Source organism: Pseudonocardia autotrophica, assembly GCF_003945385.1.
GTDB classification, from domain to species: Bacteria; Actinomycetota; Actinomycetes; order Mycobacteriales; family Pseudonocardiaceae; genus Pseudonocardia; species Pseudonocardia autotrophica.
Window position 1 is genome coordinate 5266982 of record NZ_AP018920.1, and the last position, 21199, is coordinate 5288180.

Below are 21199 nucleotides of genomic sequence, written 5' to 3' on the forward strand. Positions count from 1 at the left end.
GCCATTATCGCACGCCGGTCGGCCGGAACGGCGGGCCGGGAGGAAAGGACGTGGAACGTGCACGCACAATTCGTTCTGTTCGACGGTTTCGATCCGCTCGACGTCGTCGCGCCCTTCGAGGTTCTCGTTGCGGGCGGTGCGGCGGCAGGTGGCGACCTGACCGTCGAGCTGGTGGCCGCCGAGGGACCGCGCGAGGTGGTCAGCGGCACCCCCGGCCTCACCCTGCGGGCGACCGGGGCACTCGATCCCGTGCGCCCGGGGGTCGTCGTCGTCCCGGGGGCGTCCGGCCCCGTCGAGGGCGACCCCGACGCCGGTGACGAGACGATCCCGGTGCTCCTCGCCCGGGTGGGCCGGACGGAGTTGGCACCCCTGATGCGCCGCGCGCTGACCGAGCCGGAGGTGCTGGTCGCGACGGTCTGTGGCGGCTCACTGGCGCTCGCGATGGCCGGGCTGATCGAGGGGCGTCGGGCGACGACGAACGCGCTGGGCATCGATCTCCTCGATGCGACCGGGGTCGAGGTCGTCGCGGCCCGCGTCGTCGACGACGGCGACCTGATCACCGCGGGTGGTGTGACCTCGGGCCTGGATCTGGGCCTGCACCTGCTCGACCGGATGTACGGGCCCCGCATCGCGCACGCGGTGGAACGGCTCTTCGAGTACGAGCGCCGCGGTGTGGTGTGGGCCGACCGCGGCCGCGAGCCGGTGGCGTGGTGAGCCCGGTGGACGGTGCCACCCTGCTGGGCACCTGGGAGGTCTCCGTCGTGACCCCGATCGGGACCCTGGACACGACCTACGAGTTCACGCGCACGGCGGGAGCGCTGTCCGGGACCGCGACCAGCAGTCGCGAGACCGTGCCGGTCACCGACGTGGAGCTCGATCAGGACCCCGACGGACTCCGGGCCGGCTGGAACCAGGCGGTCCGGTGGCCCATCCGGCTCCACCTGCATTTCGACGTGGTCGTCACCGGGGATCGCATGAGCGGGTATTCGCGGGCGGGGCGACTGCCACGCTCCCGGGTCAGCGGAACCCGGCTCCGGGGGCCGGAGGACGCCGAGACCTGATCCGCCGGTCCTGCCGGGGAGCCCCACCCGAGGGTCGGCTCACCGGTCGATGGATGCCGCGTCGGACTCCCGATGGCGGTCACCGGAGGCAGGGACCAGCTCGTCGAGCCGAACGAAACTGCGCAGCGGTGAGCCGGACCTCGTCCGCCGCACAGTTCTCCGCATCTGCTCTTCCCTCCGGACGACCGCCCTCGAACTTGATACTTCACCATGTACACCCGCGGACTTGAAGTGTCAACAAGTCGGCTAGCATGCGCTCGTGACCGACACGGCGGAGCAGGATGACGCGATCCCGGCAACCCGGTGGCTGAACGACGACGAGCTCGGCGCGTGGCTGGCGAACTCGGCCCTCATGATCAGCCTGCCGGCCGCCCTGGACGCGCGGATGCGGCGCGAGAGCGAGCTGTCGTTCTTCGAGTACATGGTGCTCTCGGTACTGTCCGAGGAGCCGGACCGGACGATGCGCATGAACGACCTCGCCACCCGGACAGCGGCGTCGCTGTCGCGGCTGTCGCACGTCGCCGGGCGCCTGGAGAGCCGCGGCCTGCTCAGCCGGGCCCGGGTGCCCGGATCCGGCAGGCGGACCACCGCGACCCTGACCGACCCCGGGATGCGCGCCGTCGAGGCGGCCGCCCCCCGTCACGTCGCCGCGGTCCGCGAATACCTGATCGACCGGCTCGAACCCGAGGACCTGGCCGCATTGCGCCGGATCGGCACCGCCGTCGAGGCCGCCCTGCGGTGCGGGCGGCCCCCCACCGGCCGGTGAGCCGGCCGGAGCCGATCGCCTCGCTCAGCCCGGCAGCGGCAACCGCATGACCACCCGCGGGAACCCGCCGGACACCCCCGACGTCGGCGACGCCATGGTGAACCCGGCCGCCTCGAACAACGCCCGGGTACCGACGTAGGCCATCGTCAGGTCGACCTTCTCCCCGCCGTTGTCGACCGGGTAGCCCTCGATCGCGGGCGCGCCGTGCCCGCGCGCGAACCCGACCGCGCCGTCGAGCAGGGCGTGCGCGATCCCGCGGCCGCGGTGACCGGCGCGGACCCGGAAGCACCAGACCGACCAGACGGCGAGATCGTCGACCCGCGGGATCGTGCGGGAACGGGCGAACGGCAGCTCCGCCCGCGGTGCGACCGCCGCCCAGCCCACGACGTCGTCACCGTCGTAGGCGAGCACTCCCGGCGCCACATCGCGTTCGGTCAGCTCCCGGACGTAGGCGCCGCGGGCCCGCCCCACCAGCGACCGGTGCCGTGCTGCGGGGAGTCGGTGCGACAGGCACCAGCAGACGCTCGCGTCGGGGTTCTTCCGCGGGCCCAGCATGGTCGCGACGTCGTCGAACGAGCCGGCCGGGCGGACGTCGAAGGGCACCCACCGAGGGTAGTGCGCGCAGCCCGAACACTTCGCACCTCGCCGCCGGTCCGGACCGGCGGCAACGCGATGTCGCCGCCGCGGATCCGGTCACCGCCGATCCGGCGACGGTGCGCCGGATCGCGGCGCGGCTGTGCACGGTCGCTCCCGGGGGCCCGGTCTCGTCGGGCGCCCGGGGAGCGCTCCGGGATCGGTCAGGCGTCGGGGGTCCGGTGCCAGCGGCGGGGGTTGTCCTCCAGCGCGATGCGGTCCCAGTGCCCGAGGTCGGCGGCGGCCTCGTAGCTGGTGCGGAGGAACTCGGCGACCGCCCGGTCGGGATCGGGTGCAGCGCGGGCGACCTCGTAGGGCAGCAGGAACTGCTGGAACTCGGAGCTGAAGAACGCGCCGTCGGGGGCGATCGGCGCCTCGGCGAACCCGTCCGGCCCGGGATAGGCGTAGGAGTAGAAGGCGCCCTCCTCACCGCCACCGGGCCAGAAGCCGCAGCTGGACAGCTCGCGGGAGTAGCCCTCGACCATCACCCAGTCCCCGCAGTTGGGCACCCCACCCGGGTGTGGCGGGGCCGCCCGGCCGGAGAAACGGGTGCAGGCGAGGTCCATGCCACCCCAGAAGAAGTGCACCGGGCTGACCTTGCCCACGAAGTGCGACCGGAACTCGCCGATCACCCGGTTCGCCTGCAGCAGCTGGCGCCAGAACAGGGTGACGGCCTCGCCGTCGTAGGAATCGTGGGTGTGGTCGGAGGCGAACGGGATCGCCGGATCGACTTCGTTGGGGTGCGGCCGGATCGTGGCCTCGATGCCGAGCTCGCCGAGCGCGGCCATGACCTGCGCATAGAACTCGGCGACCGGCATCGGCCGGAGCGGGACGGTCCGGGTGCCGCTCTCGCTGCTGCGGATCTCGAGCCGGTGGTCGATGAAGTCGAACTCGATCTCGAAGGCCCCGGTGCCGTACGGGACGGCCGACGTCGTCAGCCCGCGCGGGGTCACGTAGAGGGCGACCTGCCACCAGTGGTTCACCAGCGGGGCGTGCGCCATGCGGATCTTGCCCACGATCTGTGTCCACATGTGCAGGGTGTCGCGGGTGGGCGTCCAGTCCGAGACCCGCAGGCTCGGCCAGGCCGTCGTCGATGTGGTCATCCACGCAGTGTCGAGCAGTCCGCTACCGACCGCATCGGTCGGTCAATCGGTCGGTCCGCCGCCGCGGCCGGTTCCCGGCTCGGGAGGCAGAGCCGCGACCGGGGGACCGGGGTGGATCTGCGGACCGGTGATCGCGCACTGCGCGTAGGAATCGGGCCGTATGCGGTTTCCCGGCTCCGCCTCGTCCGGCTCGGCGCCGGGGCGCCGGAGGAACGCCGCCGCCAGCACGGCGGCGAGGACCATCATGGCGGCACTGATCAGCATCGCCGTCCGGAAGCCGGCGCCGAACGCGGCCGGATCGGTGTAGTCCTCGCCGGTGATCCCGGCCGCCACCGGGATCACCGCGACGGCCAGCAGGCCGGCCGCGCGCGCGATCGCGTTGTTGACCCCCGAGGCGACGCCGGCGTGCCGGTCCGACGCCGAGTCCAGCACCGTCGAGGTCAGCGGCGCCACCACGAGCGTGAGCCCGCAGCCGAACACGATCACCGGCACCAGCACGCCCACCGCGAACGACGCGTCCGCTCCGATCCGGGAGATGAGCACCAGGCCGCCGGCGGCGATCAGGGTGCCCGCCGTGATCGGGATCCGCGGCCCGAGCCGCTGACCGAGGCGTCCGGCACCGGCGGAGAAGACGAGCATGAGCACGGTCACGGGCAGCAGCGCCGCGCCGGCCTGCAACGGCGAGAAGCCGACGACGATCTGCAGCTGCAGCACCAGGAGCACGAACAGCCCGCCGAGCGCGGCGTAGATCATCAACGTCACCGCGTTCGCGGCGCTGAACTGCCTGTTCCGGAACAAGGTCATCGGCACCAGCGGATGGGTCGAGCGGCGCTCGACCAGCACGAAACCGGCCAGCGCCAGTACCCCGGCCACGCCGACGGACAGCACCAGGGTGTCCACCCCCTGCTCACCGGCCGCGGTCAGCGAATAGGTCAGCCCGGCCAGCCCCAGCACCGCCAGCGCCGTACCGGCGAGATCGAGCCGCGGGGCGGCGTCGGGATCGCGCGACTCCGGGACGTGCCGCGCGGCCACCACCACGATGAGCACGGCGACCGGCAGGTTCACCAGGAACACCGCGCGCCAGCTCCACTCGACGAGCCAGCCACCGAGGAACGGGCCCACGGCACCCGCGATCCCGCCGAGCCCGGACCACGCACCGACCGCCGCCGCCCGGTCGCTGCCCCGGAACGACGCCGAGATGATCGCGAGGCTCCCCGGCGTCAGCAGCGCCCCGCCGACGCCCTGCAGCGCACGGGCCGCGACGAGCATCTCGATGTTCTGCGCCACCCCGCAGAGCAGTGACGCCACGGCGAACCAGACGACCCCGACCACGAAGACCCGTCGCCGCCCGAACCGGTCGCCCAGCGATCCGCCGAGCAGGATCAGCGACGCCAGCGTCAGCGTGTACGCGTTGACCGTCCACTGCAGACCGGAGAAGCCCGCGTCGAACTCGGCACCGATCCGCCCCAGCGCGACGTTGACGACGGTGGCGTCGAGCATCGCCAGACCGGAGCCGAGCACGGTGGTGAACAGCACCCAGCGCCCGCGGGGCGTTCCCATCCGCAGCTCCGGCCTGTCCACCCCGGTCAACTCGATCCCCTCCTGGTGATGCGGTGGGCCCGCAGCACACGGTTGCACCGGACCGGCGCCGTCGCGACCCGGGGCCCGGGGCCCGGGGCCCGGGGCCCGGGGCCCGGGGCCCGGCCGTGAGTATCGACGCCGGTGCGGGCCGGATCAGTCCGTGACGGTGCTGGCGGCCCGGTACTCGAGATGGGCGAGCTCCGGGTGGCGGGCCAGCCAGCCGGCGATGAACGGGCAGACCGCGAGCACCCGGAGCCCGTCCGCCTGTGCCGATGCGACGCCTTCGCGGGCCAGCAACGAGCCGACTCCCTGCCCGGCGAAGGCGGCATCGACCTCGGTGTGCACGAAGGCGACGAGCTCCGATGTGCGCGCGTACTCGGCGACACCGGCCAGGGTCTCGCCGTCGCGGGCCTCGAATCGGTTCGCCGCCCGGTTGTCGGTCACAACGATCATGTGAGGTCCTCTCTCGGTGGTCGTCCGCTGCGTCAGCGGTACTCGGGATTGGCGTGGCCGGGGCGGGCGCCGGCGTCCCAGGCCGAGCGCTGGTTGCCGTAGGCCGGGAACCCGCCGGCGTCCCGGAGCATCGACGCGGTGTGCAACAGGTTGTAGGTCATGAACGTGATGTTGCGGTTGGTGAAGTCGTTCTCCGGGCCGCCGGACCCCTCGTCGAGATAGGACGGGCCGGGGCCGACCTCGCCGATCCAGCCCGCGTCGGCCTGCGGCGGGACGGTGAACCCGATGTGCTGCAAGCTGTAGAGGATGCTCATCGCGCAGTGCTTGAGCCCGTCCTCGTTGCCGGTGAGCAGGCAGCCCGCGACCCGCCCGTAGTAGGCGTACTGCCCGTGCTCGTTGAGCACACCCGAGTAGCCGTAGAGCCGCTCGATCACCCGGCGGGTCACCGAGCTGTTGTCGCCCAGCCAGATCGGCCCACCGATCACCAGGATGTCGGCGGCCAGGATCCGGGCCAGCAGGGCGGGCCATTCGTCGCTGTCCCAGCCGAACTGGGTCATGTCCGGACGCACGCCGGTGGCGATGTCGTGGTCGACGGCGCGGATCCGGTCCACCGAGACGCCGTTCGCCTCCATGATCGCCACACTCCGGTCGATCACACCCTGGGTGTGGCTGCGCCCCGGCGATCGGTTCAGCGTGCAATTGACGTACATGGCGCGCAGCCCGGTGAAGTCGGGGGATGTGGACGACGGGGCGGCGGCGGACGGGGGCGTACTCACCCGCCGATTGTCGGGCGGCGGGCCCCGGGCCGAATCCGTCGCTCAATCGGTCGGTGCGTCCTGTTCGAGCCGCAGGCTGCTTGTTATAACTGCTCCGGGCCGTCGCACGTGGCCCCGTGGGAGGGACTGCGCAAACGATGGAGCTGCTGGGCCGGGGCGCCGAGACCGCGGTGCTGGACCGGCTGCTGGAGCGGGCGGCGGACGGCGCGGGCTCCGGGCTGCTGCTGTGGGGCGAGCCGGGGATCGGCAAGACCGCGCTGCTCGAGCATGCGGTGGGCGCGGCGCCCTGCGCCACGGTGCTGCGCTGCCGCGGCACGCGGATGGAGGCCGGACTGGCGTTCGCCGCCCTGCACGAGCTGCTGTGGCCCGTCACGGACCGGCTGGGCACGCTCCCCGCACCGCAGGCCGCGGCCCTGCACGGGGCGCTGGGATTGAGCGGCGAGACGGCCAACCGCTTCCTGATCGGCGCGGCGGTGCTGTCGCTGGTCTCCGACCTGGCCGCGGAACGACCGGTGCTCGTCGTGGTGGACGACGTCCAGTGGATCGACGAGGCGTCCGCGCACGCGCTCGGGTTCCTGGCCCGCAGGGTCGCGAACGACCCGGTGCTGGTCCTGCTCTCCGGGCACGAGGATCCCGCGTCGGGGCCGTGGGACGGTCTGGCCGCCCTCCGTATCGGCGGCCTCGCCGACGACGACGCCCGCTCCCTCGTCGCCGCCGCGGTGCCCGGCGCCGACGACGCGCTGATCGACGACACCGTCCGGACGGCCGGGGGTAATCCGCTGGCCCTGCACGAGCTGCCCACCCTCGACCGGGCGGCCGCCGACGACACGTCGCCGCGCCCCCCGGGCGCCGGGGTGCCGATCGGTCCCCGGTTGCGACGGGCGTTCCGCGACCGGGTCGCGGCCATGCCGGAGCCGGCCAGGGCACTGCTGCTGCTGGCCGCGGCCGAGGACCGCGGTGACCGGCTCGTCGTGGACCGGGCGGGGACCGGCCGGGGTGTCGACGCGTCCGCCTGGGAGGACGCCCTGCGCTCGGGCCTGATCCGTACCTCGGGGTCGCGGGTGGAGTTCCGGCATCCGCTCATCCCGGCAGCGATCTACGAGGGCGCCACGTTCCCGGACCGGCAGGCGGCGCACCGGGCCCTCGCCGCGGCGCAGCCCACCGACGCGATCGAGGAACGCGCCTGGCACATGGCCGCCGCGGCCGACGCACCGGACGAGGAGATCGCTGCGCTGCTCGAGCTCGCCGCCGGCAAGTCGCTGCGGTGCGGGGCGGGCCCCGCCGGCGTGCGCGCCCTGCGCCGCGCGGCCGAGCTGTCACAGGTTCCGGCCGAGGCCGCACGCCGGTTGGCCGCCGCGGCCCGCGCGGCGTGGGACGCCGGGCAGGCGGAGGCGGCCCGGCAGCTGCTCGACGACGCCGAACGCCTGGAGAGCGGGACCGACGTCGCCCGGGCCAGCAGCGGTCTGCGCGGGATCCTCGAGTTCACCACCGGCATCCCGGAGCGCGCCCACCAGTACCTGACCCGCGACATGTCCGTCGCCCCCCGCACCCGCGACGTGGTGCAGCTGGGCTCGGTGGCGGTCCGCGCCGCATGGTCGGCGGGCCGGACCGACCTCCAGCAGGAGACCCTGCAACGGCTGCTGGCGGTGGAAGCCGACGACGACCCCGCGCTGACCGAGCAGCTACCGGCGTTGCGGGCCCTCTGGTCCTGCTACGACCAGACCGGCGAGTTCTCCCCGATCACTCCGGACCGGGCCCACGAGACGACCGGCCGGCTCGTGTCGGCCGCGTGGGAGCTGCTCCCACCGGCCCCGCTGGTGCAGATCTGGGGCGTCGAGGGACCGCTGCGCGACGCGCTGCGCGTGCAGGCCGCCGCGCTCCGGGAGCGCCACGAGCTCGCCGCGCTGGCGGTGGTGCTCTCCCAGGGCGCGGTCCTCGACCTCGCAGCCGGCCAATGGGGTGCCGCCGAGTCCGCGGCGATCGACGGCCTGCACCTCGCCGACGAGGTCGGCGCCGACCACGTGGCCACCCAATGCCGTGGCTCCCTGGCACTCCTCGCCGCCGCCCGGGGCGACGAGCGCACGGTCGAGGAGTACGCGACACGCGTACTGGAGATCTCCGTCCCGCAGGGGGTGCGAGCCTTCACCAGCTCCGTCCACTGGATCCGCGGCCGGGTGGCATTGTTCGCCGGGCGTCCCGACGAGGCACTGGAGCACCTGATGCCCGTGGCCCAGCCCGGCCACGACGCCGCCCATCCCACGTTCGTGCTGCTCGCCGCCGCGGACACCGCCGAGGCCGCGGTGCACGTCGGGCGCCTCGACCTCGCCGAGTCCCGGCTCACGACGGTGCAGGCGTGGGCGCGGCACTCAGGGGCGCCCTGGGCGCAGGCGATCGTGCACCGCCTGAGCGCTCTCATCCGGGGAGGGCAATCGGCCGAGGCGTCGTACCGGACGGCGCTCGACCTGGCGGAGGCGGCCGGCAATCCGTTCGAGCAGGCCCGCACCCGGATGCTGTACGGCGAGTGGCTACGGCGCGCCCGGCGCCGGTCCGACGCCCGGCGCCAGCTCGCGGCCGCCGCGGCGGTGTTCGATCGTCTCGGTGCCGATCCGCTGCGTCGGCGGGCGCTGCGCGAGCAGGACCTGGCCGACGGCCCGACCCTCCGCCGCGGGCCCGGATCGTCGGCCGGGCTGACCGCCCAGGAACTGCGGGTCGCGCGGCTCGCCTCCGACCACCTGACGAACCGGGAGATCGCCGCGCAGCTCCTGATCAGCCCGCGCACGGTCGGTCACCACCTGGCCAACGTCTACCCCAAGCTCGGTATCACCTCCCGCACCGAGCTCTCCCGGGTCGATCTCGCCGGTGACCTGAGACTCCGCGTGGACGCCCGCGGCCGCTGACCAGTCCGGCGCGTCGCGACCGTGTTCCGCGTCGCGAACGCGACGGTCACCGCCGCGCTCCGGCTCCCGGAGCTGAGGCCGGCGCTCGACCTGGCGTACCTCTACCGCAAGCTGGCCGCGACCGAATGACCGGACGGGGAACGGGCCGGCTGCTGTTCGGCTTCGTCCGGCACTGGTCCCGCCGCGCGGCGTCGGGTGACGGATCCGCCGCCGAGCAGGGACGGTTGATCCTGGTCACCGAGGCCGTGGCCGCACTGGCCGATCGTGCGGTCCCACCGACGGTGAACGCGGTCGCCGAGGAGATCGGCATCGACCAGAGCGGTGCCTCGCGCCTGATCAGGCGCGCGGTCGACGCCGGCTACCTCGCGTCGACGGCCGCACCGTCGGACGCCCGCCGCCGCGAGGCGTCCGTCACGCCCGCCGGACGCTCCGCCCTGCGGCAGGCCCATGCCGGGCAGGAGGAGATCTTCGACGAGCTGACCGTGGGCTGGAGCCGGCAGCGGCGCGACGACCTGCACACCGCGATGGCCGACCTCATCTCCCGGTCCCACGAGATCGACCGATGAGTGGCACCGATGCGGTGGATTCCGGCGCGCCGCGACGGTCACGTCGTGGCGGGTGGTCCGTCTCCGCCGAGTGCGGACACCGCGGCACCGGTGTCCCACAGGAACACCCTGATCTCCGACACCCTGCCGTGCCGGATGGTGAACCACTCCAGCGCGCGCATCGGGATGGTCGTCGCGCCACGCCAGGAGAAGGAGACCGCAGCGACGACGTGGGACGTCCCGGGAGCCCCCGACTCGTCCACGACGAGTTCGTCGACGGCTGGGCGACATCGCCTACACCGGCTCCAGCCCGTGCCTGCGCTCCCCCAGGACGAGCTCGCTCACCACACCCTCGGCGGACGGCGAGAACGGCGGGACCCGCGAGGCGGCCAGTGCCGCGTCGGTGTCGGCCACGGCGAGATCGGCGTTGATGTGCGCACCGGCCAGCGCGCCGGCCGCCGCGCTCGCACCGACCTGGGCGGCGAGGTCGGTGGCGTTGCCCGCGACCCACACCCCGGGCACCGAGGTGGTCCCGGCCGCCCCGGTCGCGAACCCGCGGCCCATCCCGCCGGGATGATCCACGAGTGTCAGGCCCAGGCCGTCCACCCCGTCGGTCCGGGCGATCATCCTCGTCGCCACGGCGACCACCCGCCGGGCCACCACGGTGCCGTCGGTGAGCCGGACACCGGTGATGCCCTCCGAGCCGGACTCGATCGCGGCCACCGGGGTCTCGACCACCCGCACTCCCCGCGCGGCGAACCGGTCGCGGGTGTCGTCGTCGAGGTCGGTGCCGCGGGTGAAGTAGACGATGTCGTCGCTGAGCTGACGGAACAGCAGCACGTGGTGGATCGACGCGGGCCCGGTGGCGAGTACCGCGATCGGCTCGTCGCGCACCTCCCAGCCGTGACAGTACGGGCAGTGGACGACGCCGCGGCCCCAGTGTTCGACCAGCCCGGGGATCTCCGGCAGCTCGTCGCGCAGGCCGGTCGCGACCAGGATCCGGCGGGCGCGGAGCCGAGCGCCCCCGGCCAGGACCACGTCGAAGCGGGGATCACCTTCGGCGGAGAACGGTGCGGGCCGGACCGCCGAGACCTCGTCGCGCACCACGATCCCGCCGTAGTCGCGCACCTCGGCCCGCCCACGGCGCAGCAACTCGGCGGGCGGCGTGCCGTCGTGGGCGAACAGGCCGTGCACCGCCTCGGCGGGGGCGTTGCGCGGGTTCCCGCCGTCGACCACGACGACCGAGCGACGCGAGCGCGCCAGCATCAGCGCACCGTTCAGACCGGCGGCCCCGCCGCCGACCACGACGACGTCGACCGTGGAACCGGCGAGCCGGCCGGCGTCGGAGAACGCGTCCGGTGTGGGGGTGGGTGATGACATCGAATCCTCCCGGGACGAACGGGCCGCCGGCGCGGCCCTGATGACGCCATACTGGACCCGCCGTGCCGTAACCGCATACAGTCATGCCGATGACGCAAGAAACTGGCGAGCTGGACGGCCTGGTGCGCAACCGGCTCCGCGCACTGCGCGTCGCCCACGGGTGGTCACTGGACGAGCTGGCCTCGCGCGCGAACATGAGCCCGTCCTCGCTGAGCCGGATCGAGACCGGCCGCCGCCGCCTCGCCCTGGACCAGCTCGTCACACTCGCCAGAGCTCTGGACACCTCGCTGGACCAGCTCGTCGAGGCCGCCGACGAGAACGTCGTGAGCAGCCCGATGATCGAGGGCAGCCACAGTCAGCGCCGCTGGTCGATCGCAGCCAAGCCGGACCTGACGGTCGTGCGCCGCCGGATCACCGACCCGCCCCCGGAGAACACCGCCCGGCTCCGGGCCCACTCCGGCCACGAGTGGTTCGTCGTCCTGTCCGGCACGGCGATCCTCGCGCTCGGGGAGCGACGCCTGCGGGTCGAGACCAACCAGGCGGCGGAGTTCCCCACGATGCTGCCGCACGCGATCGGCAGCGCGGGCGGCCCGGTCGACGTTCTGATCGTCTTCGACCGCGACGCCCGCCGCGGACACCGCCAGGACCTCGACGAGCAACCCGCGGCCCCGACGCACTGACCGGCCGGGCGTCCCGGGTGCCCGGTCCGCAACCCGGCATCGACATCCCTTGCCGTTCCCGCAATACGGTGTGCACCACAGGCATGTACTGGTTAGCGTCGCGGCCATGACCGGTAGCGCACGTTCCGACCACGACTCCCCGCACGGCACCCCCCACGACGACCCGCACGGCCACGACGTCGGCGAGATACTCGATCTCGACGCCGACCTGCTGGGCGAGCAGATCGCCGCGATCGTCGCATCGCTGCCGGTGCGCACGGCCCCCGTGCGGATCGTCGACCTGGGCGCCGGCACCGGCGCGGGCACCTTCGCCCTGCTGGAGCGGTTCCCCGACGCCCGGGTGGTCGCCGTCGACGCCTCCGCCGAACACCTGCGGCGACTGCAGCACAAGGCCGAGCAGGCGGGGGTGAGCGATCGCGTCAAGACGGTCCGGGCCGATCTGAACGGCGCATGGCCCGATCTCGCACCCGCCGACCTGGTGTGGGCCTCGGCCTCGCTGCACCACCTGAGCGACCCGTCGGCGGCCCTGGAGCGGGTTCGCGCACTGCTGACCCCCGACGGCCTGCTCGCCGTCCTGGAACTCGCCGGGCCGCCTCGGTTCCTGCCGGCGGATGTGCCGGTCGAGCGCCCCGGCCTGGAGGATCGCTGCCACGACGCCGCCGATCGGCGCGTGAACGCGCACGTGCCGCACCGCGGAGCGGACTGGGGCCCCGTCATCGCCGCGGCGGGCTACACGATCGAGAGCGACCGCACCCTGACCGTCGACAACCCCCGGCCACCGGCCGGCGTCGTCGGCCGCTACGCGCTGCTCGTCCTGGGTGGCATGCGACGGGCGCTGGCCGACGATCTGCCGGCCGCCGACCTCGCCGCACTCGACAGGCTCCTCGACGACGGCGACCCCGCCGCAGTCACCCGGCGCGACGATCTCGTCGTCCGCACCACCCGCTCCGTGCTGCTCGCCCGCCCGTGAGCGGCCGGAGCGGTCAGCGGCGCCGGCCGAGGGCGTCGGCCAGCACCTCCACCCCGGTGCGCATGTCCGCCGGAGTCGTCCCGGCGTAGCCGAGCAGCAACGCCTGATCCTGCGGGTCGCCGATGTAGTGCGAGGACAACGGCCACACGTGCACCCCCTGGCGGAGCGCCGCGCGGGCCACCGCCCGGTCGTCACGATCGCCCTCGAGACGCGCGACCAGATGCAGGCCCCCCTTCGACGGAGCGAGATCGAGCGGGAGATCGGCGGCCTGTACCCGGCGCACCAGATCGTGCTGGCGCTCGTCGTAGAGCACGCGCATCCTGCGCAGATGGCGGGCGAAGTGCCCCTGATCGATGAAGTCGGCGACGACCGCCTGATCGATCAGATGGGCGTGCATGTCGGCGCTCAGGTGCGCGGCGGCGAACGCGTCCACCAGCTCGGGCGGGGCGATGACGTAACCGAGCCGCAGCCCGGGGAACAGCACCTTGCTGAAGGTGCCGACGTAGATGACCCGGTGCAGCGGGTCGATGGCGGCCAGCGCGGCGTGCGGCCTGCCCACGTACCGGAACTCGGCGTCGTAGTCGTCCTCGACGATCCACGCGTCGTGGTCGTTCGCCCAGTCGATGAGCGACAACCTGCGCGGTAGCGACATCGTGTGTCCCAGCGGGAACTGGTGCGACGGGGTCACCACGGCCAGCCGGGCTGCCGGCTCGCACCGGGTCCCGGCAGCGACGTCGAGGCCGTCGGCATCGACCGGGACCGGCACGATCCGCGCACCGGCCGAGACCAGGGCCGCGCGGGCGCCGAGGTAGCCGGGGTCCTCCAGCCACGCGGCGTCACCGGGATCGAGCAGCATCCGGGCACAGAACTCCAGCGCCTGCTGCGATCCGGTCGTGATCAGGACCTGGTCGGCGGTGCAGTGCACCCCGCGCGCCGTGCCGATGTAGCCCGCGATCGCCTCCCGCAGCGGCCGGTAACCGACCGGGTCGTCGTAGCGCATCAGCTGCGGCGCCGACCGGTGGAACCGGGACGCCTGCAGCTTCGCCCAGGTCTCGAACGGGAAGGCGTCCAGCGCGGGGAGACCGATCAGGAACGACGTGCCGCGCGGCCTGCTGCCCAGCACCGCGGGCAGCGGCACCCGCCGGGTCCGCACCAGCCGCTCCCCCCGGGCCGACAGCCGGGCCCGCGGCGCCGCCGCGGTCGACCGCGGACCGGCGGCAGGCTCCGCGGTGGTCATCTGCTCGGGCAGGATCCGGGCGACGTAGGTCCCCGATCCCTGCCGGCCGTCGATGTATCCCTCGGACCGGAGCTGGTCGAAGGCCGCGAGCACGGTGTTACGCGACAGGCCAGTCTCCTCGGCGAGCGAGCGACTGGGGGGAAGACGGGTTCCGGCCGCGAACTGCCCGCTCAGGATGGCGGTACGGAGCTGCTCGTACAACGCCTTGTACGCCGGCACGGGGCCCGCGCCGCCGGCAGCGGTCAGGTGCCCGTCGCCCTCCGGGGTGTTACCGACAGGTCTCACGTGGCTCCCTTGCCCACTCGTGAATTGGCTCTGGCGAACCCATGAGTGAACGCTAATCTCAGGAACCAACCGGTGGCCAGAAAAACACTCAGAATGTCATCGACCCGCAACACGGCACCGCCGCATGCGGGCGCCCGCCGGTCGATTCCCGACGACGTCGCCACCCATCTCGAGGAGATCCGAAACCGTGCCCATCTACCTCAGCATGCAACGTGTCCGATTCTCCAGCCCGGACGCCTACGAGAAGTTCAAGGTGGTCTTCGGCGACACCCGCCACCACCTGATGCAGCTCCCGGGATTCCTGCACCTGACCTGGTGGGAGCACCCCGACGACCGGAGCTGGTACAACGAGTGCAGCTTCTGGACCAGCAAGGAAGCGCTCTACGACTGGCACACCGACACCTACCACAAGCACGCGAAGGCCTGGGCGGCCAACGGCGCGATCATGGAAGACATCATCACGAACTTCGAACTGGTCGGAACGCGGCTGCTGCGCATCTGTCCCTGCTGTAACGAATTGCAGGACAAGAAGTACGAACTCGCCCAGGAACAGGCCGTACTGCGTGAGCAGTGCCCCAAGTGCGGTTTCCATTTCCCGTACATGACCGAACAGCCGTCGAGCTTCGCGGTGTTCAAGGACGTCCCGCTCGACCAGCTCGACGGTCCCTCGAACGGCGGCAGCGCCGAGGCCGGCACGGAGCAGGAGCCCGCGCGGTCCTGACGGTCCCGACACCGAGCCGGGCGCCGGAGACAGGTCTGCTGCCGGTCCGCGAACGGACCGGCAGCAGACCGTCACTCCGGAAGCCGGTCCGTGGTGATCACCCAGAGCTTCTTGGTGAACGACCCCTTCGACGTCCAGGTGATGTGCTGGCCCGAGTTGAGACCGATCAGGTCGCCCGCACGGTAGTTCGTCACCCGCCCGGACTCGGTCTCGCGGACCTCGACCTCCCCCTCCAGCAGCAGGATCGTCTCGTGACCCAGCACCCCCGTGTACGGCGTCCGCAGCGTGCCGTCCGGGTCGGTGTCCGAGCCGGCGATCCCCTTGCCCGAGCGCCACATCCCGCTCAGGTGCGTGCCGGTGGAGCCGCCCTCCCGGATGAAGAACAGCTCCCCCGCCACCTGCGGCCCCTCGGCGGGCTCGGTGAAGTGGTACTCGGACCACTCCTGCGGGTTGTCGTTGTGGTTGACGACCGTGACCTTCGTCGGCGCGGCGGGGTTCACGTCGGTGCCGTCCCAGATCACCCAGTACTTCCACCGACCACCATCAGACAGCCGGGCACCTCCCGGTCGACCCGCAGCACGACCTGCTCGTGCAGGTGCAGGAGTTCGTGCAGGACAACCTGACCCGCCCCGGACTCGATGCCGGGTGCATCGCGCGGGAGCTCTACATCTCCACCCGCACGCTGCACCGCCTGTTCGCCCGCCACGACATGACCGTCGCCGGTTGGATCAAGGCCCGCCGTCTCGACGCGTGCCGGCGGGCGCTGTCCGCACCGGGCGGTGGCGACCTGCCGATCCACCAGGTCGCCGCGCAGCACGGCTTCACCAACGCCTCGTTCTTCAGCCGGGAGTTCACCGCGCGGTTCGGTCTGACGCCACGGGAGTGCCGGCTCCGCGCCCGCCGGTGAACCGCCCTGCAGCCGTGGCCGGAGCACGGCGAGGCCCCGCAGCGGGTCCGGTGACATCACCGGATCCGCGGCGGGGCCGTTCCCCCGCCGGTGTCCGCGGCGGGGGAACCGTGGATCAGGCGGTCGGCACCGCTTCGTTCGTGATGACCCAGAACTTCTTCACGTACGGGGTCTTCGAGGTCCAGGTGACCGGGGTCCCCGAGGCGAAGCCGATGACATCGCCCGCGGCGAAGTCGAACTCCTCCCCCGTCGCCTCGTTCTTGACGTGGACCTGCCCCTCGAGCAACAGGATCGTCTCGTCGCCGAGGGGAGCCGTGTAGCGGATCGTGGCGGTGCCGTCCGGGTTGCACCCGGCGATGCCGACCCCGGTCCGCCACAGGCCGCACATGTAGGTGCCGGTGGAGCCGGTGTCGCGGATGGTGAGCAGCTCACCGGCGACCTGGCGGCCGTGCTCGGGCTCGTCCCACTCGAACGGGGTCCACTCGCCGGGCCGGTCGTCGCTGATGTGGGCGACGACGAGCTCGTCCTTCGGGGTGGCGGGGTTCGGGCTGTCCCACATCACCCAGAACTTCTTGAGGAACGGCTCGCGGATCTCCCAGTGGAGGTCGACGTGCTTGGGGTGGCTCAGGATCGTGCCGGCCGCGATCTCGTGCTTGCGGCCGGTCGCGGTCTCGGTGATCGTGGCCGACCCCTCGAGGATGACCATGGTCTCGTCGCCGAGCGGCGCGGAGTACACCACGTCGCAGGATCCGTCGGCCTCGCAGCCGGCGATCTGGTGGCCCGTCCGCCACAGGCCCGACATGAGCGACCCCGAGGTGCCCTCGGGGCGGATCACGACGACCTCGCCCTTCGCCTGCGAGCCGTGCTTGGGGTCCTCCCACTCGAACGGGGTCCACTCGCCGGCCGGGTTGAGGTTGCGGTGGCCGTGGTAGAAGGCCGTCTGAGTTGCAGCAGTCATCAACCTACTCCTTCGTAGATGGGTCGAAACTTGACGGAGTGCCGTCCCGGGGCGGGACCGGCACCTCGAATCCGGAGGGTGCGGACGCGGTCCTACAGCGGTGCGTCGACCCAGTTGGAGCCCGCACGCAGCGACGCGTCGAGGTTGACGCTCACGTGCTTGACCTGCGTGTATCCGTGGACGGCCTCGAGGCCCTCCTCACGGCCGGTGCCGGACTGCTTGTGTCCGCCGTGCGGGGTCATCGGCAGCTCGCCGAACCACTCGTTGATCATCACGCCGCCGACCTGGAGCCGGCGTGCCGTGGAGAGCAGCCGCTTGATGTCCGAGCCCAGCAGCACCGCGAACAGCCCGTAGATGCAGTCGTTGACGGCGTCGACCAGCTCGTCCTCGGTCGTCCAGGAGTGCACCGATGCGACCGGGCCGAAGATCTCCTCGCGGGCGATCCGGGCGTCGTGGGCGACGTCGACGAACACCGTCGGCTCCACGAAGTACCCGTCATCCCCGACGCCGTCCGGGCGTCCGCCGCCGTGGAACAGGGTGGCCTCGGACTTGCCGATCTCGATGTACTCCCGGACCCGGTCGTACTGCTTCTTCGAGATCAGCGGTCCCATCTCGGTCCGCTGGTCGAACCCGTCGCCGACCCGGGTCGTGCTCAGCCGCGCGGTGAGCTTGGCGAGGAACTCCTCCCGGACGTCGGCATGCACGAACAACCTGGTTCCGGCGACGCAGACCTGACCGGCGTGCGAGCAGAAGCCCTGGATGGCGAGCTCGACGGCGTCGTCGAGGTCCGCATCCGGGAAGACCACCGTCGGGCTCTTCCCGCCGAGCTCCAGGTTGACCTGGGCGACGTGGTCGGCCGCCAGCTTCGCGACGGTCTTGCCGGTCTCGGTGGAGCCGGTGAAGGTGATGCCCGCGACGTCCGGGTGCGCGACCAGTGACGCTCCGGCCTCGGCGCCGAACCGGTGACGACGTTGAACACGCCGTCCGGGAAGCCCGCCTCCTGGACCAGCTCGGCGAACTTGCACGCCGAGAGCGAGGTGTCCTCGGCCGGCTTGACGACGACGGTGTTGCCGAGCGCGAGCGCCGGGGCGATCGACCGGACCATCACCAGCAGCGGGTAGTTCCAGGGAACGATGTGCGCGGTGACGCCGAGCGGCTCGAGCAGGGTGAACGACAGCTTGTTGCCCGGTACCTCGATCGTCCGGCCGCCGACCTTGTCGGCGAGACCGGCCCAGTACTCGAGCCAGAGCGGAATGGCCGCGACCAGGTCCTGTGCCTTCGACAGGTAGTGCCCCGAGTCGAGCGCCTCGATCCGGGCGAGCTCGTCGGCGTGTTCGGTGACCAGCCCCGCCAGGGTCCGCAGCAGGCCTGCCCGGGCGATCGCGTCGGTGAACTGCCACTCGACCGCGACCCGCTTGGCGGCCGCCACGGCGCGGTCGACATCGGTGCCGTCGGCGCGCGGAATCTCCGCGATGGTGCGGCCGGTGTTCGGGTCGACCGTCGGGAACGTTGCCCCGGCGGTCGCGGGGCCGAACCGGCCGTCGATGAACAGCGCGGCCGGGCCGGTGGTGCGCGCGTCCGAGTCGAGCGTGAGGGCGTGTCGCACGCTGGCGAGGGACATCTGTCCTCCTGGTGATGGCGGCGGAGTTGCCGGTGGCGAATGTGAGCGGTGTGGCGAGGACTCCCCATCCCGGCCGGTCGCGCGGCCTTGGCCGGAATGGATGGCGTAGTCGTCGCCCACGCCTCTCCGAGGCCCGGATCGAGCGGACACGCACGATCTCGGGGCTTTTCGGAGATCTGGGTTATGAATCCAGTCTCCTGGATCCCGGATGTGACCGTAGCCACATCCCGATATGATCGTCAACATCTTGCTACGAGCTGAAATTCAGTGCCGAGACGAACCGGCCACTACACACATGCTGGTCGAGGACTCGTGGAGCTCCGCCACCGAGACCCGGGAGATGCGGCGAGGACTGCGACAGCAGGAGCCCACCTCGGCGACGCGGCCGACCGCTCACACCGGGACGGGGCGTCGGCCTTCCACGGTGTCTCCGATCTTGATCTTGCCCTGAGTGACGGCGGGGATCACGTCGGACGCCCCGAAGGCGTCCGGGCCGGCGAACCGCTCGTCCTGCATGCCCGGGTGGGTCGGCACGACAGCCTCCCTTCGTGGTGGGTGGGCGGCAAGCCCGGCGGTGTCGCGACGACACCCGGGGCGCCGCTCGATCGTGCGGATGCTGCCACCGAGCCGTCGTTCATGGACGGCCTGTTGGTTCCCTCACATTAGCCAAGCCGGCCAGGTACGCCAGAGCCAATTCGGGGCCGAGCGAGGGAGCCACGTGAGATCTGTTCGCAACATGGCCGGCGACAGTGCGGCCCGGACGACCACGACGGAGCGTCCACCCACGAGGCGCTCCGCGAACAGCGCCGGACGAACGTCCGCCCCGGCCCCGGACACGGAGCGGCCCGCCGGAGAGCCCGGGCCCCGCAGCCCCCGGACCCGAGCGACAGGTCTCCACCGACCGTCGGTCAGGACGAGCCGGTGGAGAATCCACCTGTCCCGCCGGTCGGGCCTCGCCTCTCGGGCCACGAGCCCCGGATCGCGAATCCGGTCGTGACCAGGGCGATCGACAGCACCGGGACCAGACGCATGAAGAGCGGACCGTCGACGCCCGGAACGACCCGGGCGGCGAATGTCGCGCAGGCGCTCAGGACGACCCCGGCCGCCCACGCGTACAGCTGATCGTCGGGCCGCCCGAACGCCACCCGTGCCGCCGTCAGCGCGGCCACGCTCACCACGCACGCGTCGAGCAGGAACAGCACCTCGGACAACGCGTGCATCTCACGCGCGACGCGGTCGGACTCGACCAGCGGAAGCATCATCGACTCCTCCATGCACCGGCGAGATGCGTAGCGAACCAATCTCGACGCATCCAGACTCCTGGATCCAGGATTAAAGCAGAGGTGGTCATGCACAGGCGTCGACACCGGCGCACACGTCGCCCGCGACGACCAGAACCCCGGCCGGCCGTCTCAGCCCCGACCTGCGGTCATGCCACCGCCGGCGGGATGAGCCGAGCTGCCGCGAGCCGAGCGGTCTCCGCCAGGTGCTCGGCCACGATCGCGATCCGCTCGGTGTTGAGCAGCCGGTTCGGAGTGATCACCCAGAAGCTCCGGCGCGCGGAGATCCGGTCGTGCAGCACGGGACGCAGCCGGTCGTCGCCGTCGGCGAGGAAACAGGGCACCAGCCCCAGGCCGATCCCCGCAGCAGCGGCTTCGACCTGGGCGAACAGGTTCGTCGTCCGGAACACGACGTTGGCCTGGGCAGCGATGTCCTCCGCGCTCTGGAGCTCGGGCAGATCGAGCAGCGAGGCGACGAACCACACCATGTCGTGGTCGGCCAGATCCTCCGGTTCCCGGATCCGGGCACGCTCGGCGAGATAGCCCGGACTTCCGTAGAGGCGCAGGTCGTAGTCGCACAGATGGTCGACCTTGAAGCCGGGGCGTTCGGGGCGATGGATGGTGACGGCCAGGTCGAACTCCCCTACGCCGTAGTCGAGAAGATGGCTCTTGGTCACCAGCTCCACCTCGATTCCGGGGTGCTGCCGGCGCAACCTCTTCAGGCCCGGCGCGATGACCGATCCCCCGAATCCGTCGGTGGCCACGATCCGCACGGTGCCACGCGGACTGTGCCTGTCGTCGGAGACGGCGCTTCGTGCGGCATCGGCCTCGGCCTCGATGCGCTGCGCGTAGGGCAGCAGACGACGGCCCGCGGCGGTGGGCGTCCAGCCCTGCGCGGTCTTGTCGAACAGCCGTTGCCCGAGCTGCTTCTCCAGGCCGGTGATCCGCCGTCGGATCGTCGTGTGCTCCACGGCCATGCGCTGCGCGGCGACGGTCAGACGCCCGTACCGGGTGAGCTCCAGGAAGTAGCGGAGATCCTCCAGGTTCATGTGTGCATCGTTGCACGCAGGACGCGCCCGAGTTCGCCTTGAGTGTGCACGCATACCGTATTCGGCGACCCTGCGGACATGGCGATCCTGGTCGAACCCGGGTACGAGATTCGGGGACTCGACCTCGGCGAGGAGGCCGCCACCGCATCCGGCCGACGCCCCCGGCGCGATCGTCCTGATGATCATCGGCGGGCACGCGGCCCGGTGGCGACGCAGCACGCACCGGCCGGCACCACCGCACGGCGATGGCGGGCCCGGGAGATCCTCCCCGGGCCCGCCATCGCCGGATCACGCCC

At 72.2% G+C, this 21199-nt stretch carries 22 protein-coding genes and 1 pseudogene; 9 read left to right on the forward strand and 14 right to left on the reverse strand.

Annotated elements, in window-relative coordinates:
* The first annotated feature begins 57 nt into the window (after window positions 1-57).
* The 3 genes from Pdca_RS24630 (at window position 58) to Pdca_RS24640 (ending at window position 1827) form a co-directional block, all read left to right on the forward strand.
* Complete coding sequence (locus tag Pdca_RS24630; protein WP_085915625.1) at window positions 58-714, forward strand: DJ-1/PfpI family protein; 657 nt, start codon at window positions 58-60, stop codon at window positions 712-714.
* Window positions 711-1061, forward strand: coding sequence for a hypothetical protein (locus Pdca_RS24635; protein ID WP_232021174.1), 351 nt, complete (start codon window positions 711-713; stop codon window positions 1059-1061). The genes Pdca_RS24630 and Pdca_RS24635 overlap by 4 nt, the downstream gene beginning before the upstream one ends.
* 259 nt (window positions 1062-1320) lie before the next feature.
* The gene (locus Pdca_RS24640; RefSeq protein WP_197719813.1) at window positions 1321-1827 is read left to right on the forward strand and encodes a MarR family winged helix-turn-helix transcriptional regulator; all 507 of its coding nucleotides are present in this window, start codon (window positions 1321-1323) and stop codon (window positions 1825-1827) included.
* Window positions 1828-1851: 24 nt separating this feature from the next.
* Here Pdca_RS24640 and Pdca_RS24645 read toward each other — a convergent pair whose 3' ends face one another.
* The 5 genes from Pdca_RS24645 to Pdca_RS24665 all read right to left on the reverse strand — a co-directional run bounded on the left by Pdca_RS24645 (window position 1852) and on the right by Pdca_RS24665 (window position 6307).
* Window positions 1852-2430, reverse strand: coding sequence for a GNAT family N-acetyltransferase (locus tag Pdca_RS24645; RefSeq protein ID WP_085915626.1), 579 nt, complete (start codon window positions 2428-2430; stop codon window positions 1852-1854).
* Between the two features lie 194 nt (window positions 2431-2624).
* Window positions 2625-3563 (reverse strand): DUF5996 family protein, encoded by a 939-nt coding sequence (locus Pdca_RS24650; protein ID WP_085915627.1) that lies wholly within the window; start codon window positions 3561-3563, stop codon window positions 2625-2627.
* A 42-nt stretch (window positions 3564-3605) separates the two neighbouring features.
* Window positions 3606-5123, reverse strand: a complete 1518-nt coding sequence (locus Pdca_RS24655) for an MFS transporter (protein WP_085915662.1) — start codon at window positions 5121-5123, stop codon at window positions 3606-3608.
* A 174-nt stretch (window positions 5124-5297) separates the two neighbouring features.
* Window positions 5298-5597, reverse strand: a complete 300-nt coding sequence (locus Pdca_RS24660; protein WP_085915628.1) for a GNAT family N-acetyltransferase — start codon at window positions 5595-5597, stop codon at window positions 5298-5300.
* A 32-nt stretch (window positions 5598-5629) separates the two neighbouring features.
* Window positions 5630-6307, reverse strand: a complete 678-nt coding sequence (locus tag Pdca_RS24665; RefSeq protein WP_085915629.1) for a flavodoxin family protein — start codon at window positions 6305-6307, stop codon at window positions 5630-5632.
* Between the two features lie 203 nt (window positions 6308-6510).
* Between Pdca_RS24665 and Pdca_RS24670 the strand changes: the two genes are divergently transcribed.
* On the forward strand, window positions 6511-9270 hold the full coding sequence (locus tag Pdca_RS24670) for a helix-turn-helix transcriptional regulator (RefSeq protein WP_085915630.1): 2760 nt from the start codon (window positions 6511-6513) through the stop codon (window positions 9268-9270).
* 125 nt (window positions 9271-9395) lie between these two features.
* Complete coding sequence (locus Pdca_RS24675) at window positions 9396-9836, forward strand: MarR family winged helix-turn-helix transcriptional regulator (protein WP_085915631.1); 441 nt, start codon at window positions 9396-9398, stop codon at window positions 9834-9836.
* A 38-nt stretch (window positions 9837-9874) separates the two neighbouring features.
* Here Pdca_RS24675 and Pdca_RS24680 read toward each other — a convergent pair whose 3' ends face one another.
* Both Pdca_RS24680 and Pdca_RS24685 read right to left on the reverse strand, forming a co-directional pair.
* Window positions 9875-10078, reverse strand: coding sequence for a hypothetical protein (locus Pdca_RS24680; RefSeq protein WP_085915632.1), 204 nt, complete (start codon window positions 10076-10078; stop codon window positions 9875-9877).
* Between the two features lie 31 nt (window positions 10079-10109).
* Window positions 10110-11195, reverse strand: coding sequence for an NAD(P)/FAD-dependent oxidoreductase (locus Pdca_RS24685; protein WP_085915633.1), 1086 nt, complete (start codon window positions 11193-11195; stop codon window positions 10110-10112).
* 89 nt (window positions 11196-11284) lie between these two features.
* Between Pdca_RS24685 and Pdca_RS24690 the strand changes: the two genes are divergently transcribed.
* Window positions 11285-11875 carry a helix-turn-helix domain-containing protein gene (locus Pdca_RS24690; RefSeq protein WP_085915663.1) on the forward strand — a complete coding sequence of 197 codons (591 nt, stop codon included), beginning with the start codon at window positions 11285-11287 and terminating at the stop codon, window positions 11873-11875.
* A 106-nt stretch (window positions 11876-11981) separates the two neighbouring features.
* Complete coding sequence (locus tag Pdca_RS24695) at window positions 11982-12845, forward strand: class I SAM-dependent methyltransferase (protein WP_085915634.1); 864 nt, start codon at window positions 11982-11984, stop codon at window positions 12843-12845.
* Window positions 12846-12858: 13 nt separating this feature from the next.
* Here Pdca_RS24695 and pdxR read toward each other — a convergent pair whose 3' ends face one another.
* Entirely contained in the window at window positions 12859-14367 is a 1509-nt protein-coding gene (gene pdxR / locus Pdca_RS24700) for a MocR-like pyridoxine biosynthesis transcription factor PdxR (protein ID WP_197719814.1), read from the reverse strand.
* A 205-nt stretch (window positions 14368-14572) separates the two neighbouring features.
* On the opposite strand from pdxR, the gene Pdca_RS24705 reads away from it, so the two are divergent.
* Window positions 14573-15088 (forward strand): antibiotic biosynthesis monooxygenase family protein, encoded by a 516-nt coding sequence (locus Pdca_RS24705; RefSeq protein ID WP_197719815.1) that lies wholly within the window; start codon window positions 14573-14575, stop codon window positions 15086-15088.
* Window positions 15089-15159: 71 nt separating this feature from the next.
* On the opposite strand, the gene Pdca_RS24710 is transcribed toward Pdca_RS24705, so the two are convergent.
* The gene (locus Pdca_RS24710; RefSeq protein ID WP_085915636.1) at window positions 15160-15609 is read right to left on the reverse strand and encodes a cupin domain-containing protein; all 450 of its coding nucleotides are present in this window, start codon (window positions 15607-15609) and stop codon (window positions 15160-15162) included.
* Between the two features lie 68 nt (window positions 15610-15677).
* Between Pdca_RS24710 and Pdca_RS24715 the strand changes: the two genes are divergently transcribed.
* Window positions 15678-15995 (forward strand): helix-turn-helix domain-containing protein, encoded by a 318-nt coding sequence (locus Pdca_RS24715; protein WP_158092293.1) that lies wholly within the window; start codon window positions 15678-15680, stop codon window positions 15993-15995.
* A 115-nt stretch (window positions 15996-16110) separates the two neighbouring features.
* Here Pdca_RS24715 and Pdca_RS24720 read toward each other — a convergent pair whose 3' ends face one another.
* The 5 genes and pseudogenes from Pdca_RS24720 to Pdca_RS24735 form a co-directional block, all read right to left on the reverse strand.
* Window positions 16111-16953, reverse strand: a complete 843-nt coding sequence (locus Pdca_RS24720) for a cupin domain-containing protein (protein WP_085915638.1) — start codon at window positions 16951-16953, stop codon at window positions 16111-16113.
* Window positions 16954-17045: 92 nt separating this feature from the next.
* A pseudogene (locus Pdca_RS38075) lies at window positions 17046-18820 on the reverse strand (aldehyde dehydrogenase family protein).
* Between the two features lie 147 nt (window positions 18821-18967).
* Entirely contained in the window at window positions 18968-19108 is a 141-nt protein-coding gene (locus tag Pdca_RS35765) for a hypothetical protein (protein ID WP_158092294.1), read from the reverse strand.
* A 374-nt stretch (window positions 19109-19482) separates the two neighbouring features.
* A complete protein-coding gene (locus Pdca_RS24730) occupies window positions 19483-19836 on the reverse strand; it encodes a hypothetical protein (protein WP_125911541.1) in 354 nt (117 codons plus the stop codon).
* A gap of 167 nt (window positions 19837-20003) precedes the next feature.
* Window positions 20004-20903: a LysR family transcriptional regulator gene (locus Pdca_RS24735; protein ID WP_085915640.1), complete on the reverse strand. Its 900-nt coding sequence runs from the start codon at window positions 20901-20903 to the stop codon at window positions 20004-20006.
* Window positions 20904-21199 lie beyond the last annotated feature (296 nt).

Excerpts from the sequence above, each read along its gene's own strand:
- Pdca_RS24685 (WP_085915633.1), bottom strand. The coding sequence starts at position 11,195 with ATGTCATCACCCACCCCCACACCGGACGCGTTCTCCGACGCCGGCCGG.
- Pdca_RS24730 (WP_125911541.1), bottom strand. The coding sequence starts at position 19,836 with ATGATGCTTCCGCTGGTCGAGTCCGACCGCGTCGCGCGTGAGATGCAC.
- Pdca_RS24670 (WP_085915630.1), top strand. The coding sequence starts at position 6,511 with ATGGAGCTGCTGGGCCGGGGCGCCGAGACCGCGGTGCTGGACCGGCTG.
- Pdca_RS24665 (WP_085915629.1), bottom strand. The coding sequence starts at position 6,307 with ATGTACGTCAATTGCACGCTGAACCGATCGCCGGGGCGCAGCCACACC.
- Pdca_RS24660 (WP_085915628.1), bottom strand. The coding sequence starts at position 5,597 with ATGATCGTTGTGACCGACAACCGGGCGGCGAACCGATTCGAGGCCCGC.
- Pdca_RS24705 (WP_197719815.1), top strand. The coding sequence starts at position 14,573 with ATGCAACGTGTCCGATTCTCCAGCCCGGACGCCTACGAGAAGTTCAAG.
- Pdca_RS24735 (WP_085915640.1), bottom strand. The coding sequence starts at position 20,903 with ATGAACCTGGAGGATCTCCGCTACTTCCTGGAGCTCACCCGGTACGGG.
- Pdca_RS24720 (WP_085915638.1), bottom strand. The coding sequence starts at position 16,953 with ATGACTGCTGCAACTCAGACGGCCTTCTACCACGGCCACCGCAACCTC.
- Pdca_RS24650 (WP_085915627.1), bottom strand. The coding sequence starts at position 3,563 with ATGACCACATCGACGACGGCCTGGCCGAGCCTGCGGGTCTCGGACTGG.
- Pdca_RS24675 (WP_085915631.1), top strand. The coding sequence starts at position 9,396 with ATGACCGGACGGGGAACGGGCCGGCTGCTGTTCGGCTTCGTCCGGCAC.
- Pdca_RS24690 (WP_085915663.1), top strand. The coding sequence starts at position 11,285 with ATGACGCAAGAAACTGGCGAGCTGGACGGCCTGGTGCGCAACCGGCTC.
- Pdca_RS24695 (WP_085915634.1), top strand. The coding sequence starts at position 11,982 with ATGACCGGTAGCGCACGTTCCGACCACGACTCCCCGCACGGCACCCCC.
- Pdca_RS24655 (WP_085915662.1), bottom strand. The coding sequence starts at position 5,123 with ATGGGAACGCCCCGCGGGCGCTGGGTGCTGTTCACCACCGTGCTCGGC.